This window comes from Sulfitobacter sp. HI0040 (assembly GCF_001634885.1).
Classification (GTDB): Bacteria; Pseudomonadota; Alphaproteobacteria; order Rhodobacterales; family Rhodobacteraceae; genus Sulfitobacter.
The window spans coordinates 1-7,875 of sequence record NZ_LWEX01000328.1; the positions used below are offsets into that span (position 1 = coordinate 1).

Sequence of the window (7,875 nt, forward strand, 5' to 3'; positions counted from 1 at the left end):
GGCAGCGCCCGCTTCGCCCGCACGTCTCAGCCCGCCGCCCGACCTGCTAACGGCGATGCGCAGCCTCGCGGCGCGCAGGCTGGTGCCTGAAAGCGCGCGCTCGCGCGCCGCGGGGGCGGGGGCCGGGTTGATCGACAGCGATTAGCAGGGCGGTCGCTAGCTGCCCCGTGGCTTGGCGCGCAGGGTCGGATCCGCCTGTGTCGGATCCTCGGGCCAGGGGTGGCGCGGATACCGCCCGCGCATGTCCTTGCGAACATCTGCGTAGGAACTGGCCCAGAACCCCGGCAGATCGGTCGTGACCTGAACGGGGCGCTGCGCAGGCGACAACAGGGTGATCTGCAAGGGCTGCCCGCCGACCCGCGGATGTTCCGTCACCCCGAAGACCTCTTGCAGGCGCAGGGCAATCGCCGGCACCTCGCCGCCATAATCGATGGGCACCTTGCGCCCCAGCGGGGTTTCGAAATGGGGCGGCACCTCGGCATCCAGCGCCTGCTGCGCGTCCCAGTCGAGGCGCGCGCGCAGGGCCGGCAACAGATCGAAAGCCTTCCAGTCCGCCGCCGTTCGTACCCCGCCCAGAAACGGGGCAAGCCAGTCTTCGAGCGTCGCCATCAGGGCGTCATCGCTGAAATCCGGCAGCGTGCCCTGCATCAGCCCGACGCGGGCCAGAAAGCGCGCCACGGAGGGCGAGGGGGAGAGCCCCAACTGCCGCACCCCGTCGAGCATGGCGGCGGTGATCCGTTCCCCGGGGGCGTCGGACCAGGTGCGGTCGTCCAGCACGATGGCGCCGAAGCGTTCCTGCCTGCGGGTGATCACGCGCCCTTCGCGGCGGGACCATTCGCAAACCTCGTGCCAGCCGATCTGATCCGCGAAAAGCGCCCTCAGTTCCGGCAGGCTGATGATCGCTGCCTGACGAATGCGCGCCTCTCTCGGGTCGCCATCAAGATCCGTCGCGACGATCAGCGGCGCGCCCGCCAGCGCATCGCCTTGCGGCAGGATCGCGCCCTTGCCGCCCGACAGCACGTAGCGGGGCGCCTCGCCCCTGCGCCGTGCGCCGACCCGGTCCGGATAGGCGAGTGCTGCAAGCGCACCGATACCGCGCGGGCCATCGGGGTTCCGGGGGCGGGGCAGGCGCCGCGCCTCCTGCCGGATACGGGCAAGGGTCGGGCCATGGGCGCCGCCCCGATCCCCGTCGCCGCGCAGCAGGCGCATCCTCAGGTCCAGATCGGTTCCCTGACCGGACAGCGGATCGCGCTCTGCCAGCAGGGCGGCCAGCAAGGCCGCGCCTTCGCCGCCCCGGGCGACCATATGGGCCAGCCGGGGGTGCAGCGGCAGGCGTACCAGCCGCTTGCCGTGATCGGTGATCCGCCCAGCGTCATCCAGCGCGCCCAGCATCCGCAGCAGGCCGCGCGCCTCGGCCATGCGGGCGGCATGGGGCGCGGTCAGGAAGGGCAGTTCGTCTTCCGACGCGCCCCATTGCGCCAGTTCCAGCGCCAGACCGGCAAGATCGCCCACCTCGATCTCGGGCGGGGGATAGGCGGCGAGCGCGCCGTCCTCGCCCTTGGTCCAGAGCTTGTAGGCCACCCCCGGCCCGAGGCGCCCGGCGCGCCCCGCGCGCTGCGTCGCTTCGGCCTGTGTGACGCGTTCAGTCACAAGGCGGGACATGCCGGAGGAGGGATCGAACCGGGCCCGCCGGGCGAGCCCGCCGTCCACCACGATCCCGATCCCCTCGATCGTCAGCGAGGTTTCGGCGATCGACGTGGCGAGCACCACCTTCCGCCGCCCCGGCGGGGCAGGTGCGATGGCGGCACGCTGCACCTTGAAGTCGAGCGCCCCGTAGAGCGGGGCCAGATCGCAGTCCTTCGGCAGGCGGGCGCGCAGCAGGGCTTCGGTGCGCCTGATCTCTCTTGCGCCGGGCAGAAAGGCCAGCAGGGAGCCGGGCGCGGCATCAAGCGCATGGCAGACAAGATCGCCCAAGGCATTTTCGAAGCGCTCCTTGCCAACCGGGCGGGGCAACCACTGGGGGGTGACGGGATGGCTGCGCCCTTCGGAGGTGACGAGCGGCGCCGACATCAGCGCCGCCAGTGGTGCCGCGTCCAGCGTGGCGGACATGGCCACCAGCATCAGGTCGTCCCGCAACGCCCCCGCCACTTCGAGGCTGAGCGCGAGGCCCAGATCGGCGGGCAGGGAGCGTTCGTGGAATTCGTCGAAGATGACGGCACCGATGCCTGGCAGGTCGGGACTGTCCTGGATCATGCGGGTCAGGATGCCTTCGGTCACCACCTCGATCCTTGTGTGGGGCGAGACGGCGCTGTCACCACGCACCCTGTAGCCCACGGTGTTGCCCACCGCCTCGCCCAGGGTTTCGGCCATCCGCTCGGCTGCGGCCCGGGTCGCCAGCCTGCGCGGCTCCAGCATCACGATGCGCCCCTTGGCAAGGCCCGCCTCCAGCAGGGCCAGCGGCACGCGGGTGGTCTTGCCCGCGCCGGGCGGGGCCTGCAGCACAAGCCGCCCCTGCGTGCGCAGGGCGTCGATGATCTGCGGGATCACCGCGTCGATGGGCAGGGCGTCGGTCATGGCCGCCTTATCCGTCATCGGCCTCGCCGCGCCAAGTCCGGGATGGACATTCGCGGGCACCCGCGCGAATGATGCCGCGATGGAACCGGAAGAACTGGCACAGCGGATCGCCGATGGCGACAGGCGCGCGCTCGCGCGGGGGATCACGCTGGTGGAATCGGGCCGCGCGGATCACCGCGCGCAGACCGCCGCACTGCTGCAGGCGCTGCCGAAATCGCGCGAGGCCCTGCGCATCGGCCTTTCGGGCACGCCGGGTGTAGGCAAATCGACCTTTATCGAATCCTTTGGCCTGATGCTGACGGGGCGCGGGCTGCGGGTGGCGGTGCTGGCGGTCGATCCCTCCTCCACCCGCTCCGGCGGGTCGATCCTTGGCGACAAGACCCGGATGGAGCAATTGTCGCGCGACCCTGCGGCCTTTATCCGCCCCTCGCCCAGCCAGACGCATCTGGGCGGCGTCGCCCGCCGCACGCGGGAGGTCGTAGCGCTTTGCGAGGCGGCGGCGTTCGACGTGGTGCTGATCGAGACGGTGGGCGTGGGCCAGTCCGAAACCGTGGTGGCGGAGATGTCGGATGTCTTTCTGCTGTTGCTGGCCCCCGCCGGAGGGGATGAGCTTCAGGGTGTGAAGCGCGGCATCATGGAAAAGGCCGACATTATCGTCGTTAACAAGGCCGATGGCGCGCTGAAGTCCACCGCCGCGCGCACGCAGGCCGACTACGCCGGTGCGCTGCGCCTGCTGCGCAAACGTCCGCAGGACCCGGAAGGCTATCCGCTGGCGCTCAGCGTCTCGGCACTGGAAAACGCAGGTCTCGAAGAGACGTGGGAGAAGATCGGCACGCTTGTCGACTGGCGGCGCGCCGAAGGCCACTGGGAAGCTACCCGCCGCGCGCAGGCCCGGTTCTGGTTCGATCAGGACGTGCGGCAGGCCCTGCTGGCCCGGCTGGAGGAGCCGGAGGCGCGCGCCCGCATGAAGGCGTTGAGCGAAGAGGTGGCCGAAGGCACGCTCGATCCCGCCGCCGCCGCCCGCGCTTTCGTCAAGGCCCTGGGCTGATCGGCAGGCAGGGCGCGCCGTTCAGGCGCGTTTCGCGGCGGGTTTCCCGGCCTTGGGATGGGCGCTGTTGTAGACATCCATCAGGCGCTTGGTATCGACGGCGGTATAGGCCTGCGTTGTCGACAGCGAGGCATGGCCCAGCAGTTCCTGAATGGCACGCAGATCGCCGCCCGCGTCCAGCAGATGGGTGGCGAAACTGTGCCGCAGCGCATGCGGCGTCGCCGTGGCGGGCAGGCCCAGCTGCATCCGCGCCTGCGCCATGGCCTGCGAGATGGCCCTCGGCCCCAGCGCGCCGCCGCGCACCCCGCGAAAGAGCGGGGCGTCCTTTTCCAGCGGATGCGGGCATATGGCGAGATAGCTGTCCACCGCCGCACGGGCCGCCGGAAGCACCGGCACGTTGCGTTCCTTCTGCCCCTTGCCAAGGATGCGCAGCGTCTGGGGCAGCGGCGCGTCCGATCCTTTCAGACCCAGCGCCTCGGAAATACGCAGCCCGCATCCCCACAGCAGGGTGACGACGGCGACGTCCCGCGCCGCGACCCAAGGCAGGCGCGCCTGATGCGAGACGGTGTCGACAAGATTATGTGCCGCATCCACCGCGAGCGGGCGGGGCAGTTTGCGGGTGAACTTCGGCGCGCGGGTGGACAACACGGCCGTGGGCTCGAACCCCTCCCGCTCTGCCAGCCAGCGGTAGAATGCCTTCACTGCCGAAAGCTTGCGCGCCATGGAACGTGGCCCCACGCCCCCGCCACGGGTGTGGGCCATCCAGCTGCGCATGTCTGAAATGCCAAGGCGCGCCAGCGCGCCAAGGCCCTGTGCCTCCCCCTTGTGGCCGGTGATGAAGGCCAGAAAATCGACCAGATCGCCGCGATAGGCGGTGATCGTGTTGTCGGAAGCGCCCTTCAGGGCCCGCTCATGGGCGAGCCAGTTCTGCAAGGCATCCCGTGCCGCGGCGGAAATGAACGTGGGCGCTGTCGCCGGTTTCACGACAACCAGCGGCGCATGGCCCGCTCGAAGACGCCGGTGAAGAACACCAGCAGATCGGTACCCTGCTGCGGGCCGAACATATGCGGATCTTCCGTGCCCAGCACCAGAAGCCCGGGCAGGCGCCCCGCGCCGAAATCGAGCTTCAGGCAGGCTTCGGACCGGATCCAGTCCGCCTTTTCGCCGTAGATCTGCTCCGACCCGTCCTGCACGCCGCGCAGCGTGACCTGCCGGACGTTCCCGCCCCGGCCTTGGGTGAGATAATCGTCGATAAAGCCCGGCTCAGCGATGCTCAGAACCTCGCCCAGCCGCTGCACGGCGGGGTCGCTGTCGTTCTGGACCGATTCGAGTACCAGCTTGACGGCGTCCACACGCAGGATATCGGCCACGTCGCCGCCCAGATCGCGCAGGAAGGTCTCGAACTCCACCGGGTCGAGCATCCGCAATATGGCGCGGTGAATCTGGTTGGTGCCGGAGAGGTTTTCGTAGGCGGCGGCGATGACGTTGCGATGCGTATCCTCCAGCCGGTCCAGCCGCGTCTCGAGCCGCTCCATCGCGATGCCGCGCAGGTCCACGATATTGCCGCCCATGGCCTTTTCATTGGCCGCGATGAGCGCCTGCATGACATCGCTGTCATCCAGAATCACGTCGGGACGCGAAATGATTGCCTCGCGCAGGCTGTCGTCCATCTTGGAGTTGCTGCTCATCACTGACTCTTTTTTGTTTCGGGGCCTATAGCACGTCGCGCGGGTGGAATCTGCCCCCTCGCGGCGACGGCAGACAAAAAGCGACCTGTTGTTGCGATAATGTGCTTGGCCAATGGTCCGCGACGGGGCGGACGAATGGCGGTGCAGGGGGGCGCCCCCGGCCTCGGTGCGGGCCGGGCTGCTGTGCTGCGGGCGGCGGAGGACGGTGCCCCCCGCGGGGTCAGATGATCTTCTGGCCCGTCTTTTCCCAGTCCTTCATGAACTGCTCCAGCCCCTTGTCCGTCAGGGGATGGGCGGCCAGCTTCTTGATGACGTCGGGCGGCGCGGTCATCACGTCCGCGCCGATGCGCGCGGCGTCGAGCACGTGGTTGACCGAACGGATGGAGGCGGCGAGGATCTGTGTTTCGAACCCGTAGTTGTCATAGATCGTGCGGATGTCCTGAATGAGATCCATGCCGTCGAGGTTGATGTCGTCCAGCCGCCCGATGAAGGGCGAGATGAACGTGGCACCGGCCTTCGCCGCCAGCAGGGCCTGATTGGCCGAGAAACAAAGCGTGACATTGACCATGTGACCGTCGCCCGACAGCACCTTGCAGGCTTTCAGCCCGTCCCACGTCAGCGGCAGCTTGATGGTGATGTTGTCGGCGATTTCGGCCAGCTTGCGCCCCTCTGCGATCATCGCGTCCGATTCGAGCGCGACCACCTCGGCAGAGACGGGGCCGTCCACGAGGTCGCAGATCTCCTTGGTGACTTCGAGGATATCGCGCCCCGATTTCAGGATGAGCGAGGGGTTGGTGGTGACGCCGTCCACCATGCCCAGATCGTTGAGTTCGGCGATGGCGTCTATTTCGGCGGTGTCCACGAAGAATTTCATCGGGCTGTCCTTCAGGGTTGTATTGGCAGGGTTGGATCGGGATCAGGAGGGTCTATATCCGTTGCCTTGGCTTTATCGCATGATCTGCGATGCTGAAACCCTGAAATCCCCGAACCACCGTAACACGACCGGCAGAGCCCTTGGACACCCACGATACTTTCTTTCCGGCGGGGCACGCTGTTGCGGTGCTGACAACGCAGCCGCTTGGCCGCACGCTGGATTACCGCGCGCCTGAAGGCGGCTGCCATTCCGGTGCCTTCGTCGAGGTGCCGCTGGGGCCGCGCCGGGTGCTGGGCGTGGTATGGGGCCCGGCTGCGGGCGATTACGATCCGGACAAGCTGCGCCATGTCTACCGGGTGCTTGACGCGGCCCCCATGCGCGAAGAGATGCGCGAGTTTCTCACCCGCGTCGCCGCCTATACGCTCACCCCCATGCCCGCGATGCTGCGGCTGGCCACCCGGGCACCGGGGCTGGGGGATCCGCCGTCGATGCGCAAGGTCTACCGCCTGGGCGACAGTATCCCCGACCGGATGACCGATGCGCGCCGCCGCGTGCTGGCTGTGCTGGAAGAGCATGAGGCGTCCTCCTTCACCCAGCGCGAACTGGCGGAGATGGCGGGCGTGACGGCGAGCGTCATCAAGGGGCTGGCGGCACAGGGCGCGGTCGTCGAAGAGGATTCCCCCCGCGACCAGCCTTTCGCACGGCTCGATCCCGCCTTGCCGGGCAAGGTCCTGTCGCCTGATCAGGAGGCTGCCGCCCGCGCGATTTCCGAGGCCGTGGCCACCCAGCGTTATGGCACCACGCTGCTGCGCGGCGTCACCGGCTCCGGCAAGACGGAAGTCTACCTCGAAGCCGTGGCCGCGGCCCTGCGCGCGGGGCGGCAGGCGCTGGTGCTGCTGCCTGAGATCGCCCTGACGGAACAGTTCCTCACCCGGGTGGAGGAACGCTTCGGCGCCAAACCCGCCGAATGGCATTCGGGCGCCACGATGACGGAACGCCGCCGGATCTGGCGCATGGTCGGGCAGGGTCAGGCGCAGCTTGTGATTGGCGCGCGTTCGGCGCTGTTCCTGCCGTTCCGCGATCTGGGTCTTATCGTCGTCGATGAGGAACATGACACATCCTACAAGCAGGAAGACGGGGTGCTTTACAACGCGCGGGACATGGCGGTGCTGCGCGCGTCGATCTGCGGGGCGCAGGTGGTGCTCGCCTCCGCCACGCCCAGCCTCGAATCCTGGACCAACGCCGAGACCGGCAAATACCGCAGGCTGGAACTGACATCCCGGTTCGGTGCAGCGGTGCTGCCCCGGATGGAAGCGGTGGACATGCGCGGCGAAGGCCTGCCCGCGAACCGATGGATTTCCGACCCGTTGCGCCGCGCGGTGGACGAGCGGCTGGAGAGGGGCGAGCAATCCATGCTGTTTATCAACCGGCGCGGCTATGCGCCGGTGACGCTCTGCCGGGCCTGCGGGCACCAGATCGGCTGCGATCATTGCGATGCGCGGATGGTCGAACACCGGTTTCTCGCGCGGCTGATCTGCCACCAATGTGGTGAAAGTAAACCGATGCCCGAAGCCTGCCCGTCGTGCGAGGTGGCGGGAAAGCTTGCCCCCGTGGGGCCGGGGGTCGAACGGCTGGGGGAGGAGGCCACCGCGCTCTGGCCCGGGGCGCGGTGGCAACGCTAAGCTCGGACA

At 68.6% G+C, this 7,875-nt stretch carries 6 protein-coding genes; 2 read left to right on the forward strand and 4 right to left on the reverse strand.

Translation table 11 applies throughout. The annotated features are described in order from the left end of the window. Window positions 1-156: 156 nt before the first annotated feature. Window positions 157-2,574, reverse strand: a complete 2,418-nt coding sequence (hrpB, locus tag A3728_RS14730) for an ATP-dependent helicase HrpB (protein WP_067925211.1) — start codon at window positions 2,572-2,574, stop codon at window positions 157-159. A gap of 79 nt (window positions 2,575-2,653) precedes the next feature. Here hrpB and meaB point away from each other — a divergent pair, with 79 nt between their 5' ends. Next, window positions 2,654-3,622, forward strand: coding sequence for a methylmalonyl Co-A mutase-associated GTPase MeaB (gene meaB, locus A3728_RS14735; RefSeq protein ID WP_067925223.1), 969 nt, complete (start codon window positions 2,654-2,656; stop codon window positions 3,620-3,622). 21 nt (window positions 3,623-3,643) lie between these two features. Here meaB and A3728_RS14740 read toward each other — a convergent pair whose 3' ends face one another. From A3728_RS14740 to fsa, 3 genes are all read right to left on the reverse strand, one after another. Then, window positions 3,644-4,606: a tyrosine recombinase XerC gene (locus tag A3728_RS14740; RefSeq protein ID WP_067925214.1), complete on the reverse strand. Its 963-nt coding sequence runs from the start codon at window positions 4,604-4,606 to the stop codon at window positions 3,644-3,646. Then, on the reverse strand, window positions 4,603-5,310 hold the full coding sequence (locus A3728_RS14745) for a DUF484 family protein (RefSeq protein WP_067925217.1): 708 nt from the start codon (window positions 5,308-5,310) through the stop codon (window positions 4,603-4,605). Before A3728_RS14745 ends, A3728_RS14740 begins: the two co-directional genes overlap by 4 nt. 220 nt (window positions 5,311-5,530) lie before the next feature. Next, the gene (gene fsa / locus A3728_RS14750; RefSeq protein WP_067925220.1) at window positions 5,531-6,184 is read right to left on the reverse strand and encodes a fructose-6-phosphate aldolase; all 654 of its coding nucleotides are present in this window, start codon (window positions 6,182-6,184) and stop codon (window positions 5,531-5,533) included. A gap of 140 nt (window positions 6,185-6,324) precedes the next feature. On the opposite strand from fsa, the gene priA reads away from it, so the two are divergent. After that, window positions 6,325-7,866 (forward strand): replication restart helicase PriA, encoded by a 1,542-nt coding sequence (gene priA / locus A3728_RS14755; RefSeq protein ID WP_443069435.1) that lies wholly within the window; start codon window positions 6,325-6,327, stop codon window positions 7,864-7,866. The last annotated feature ends 9 nt before the right edge of the window (window positions 7,867-7,875 follow it).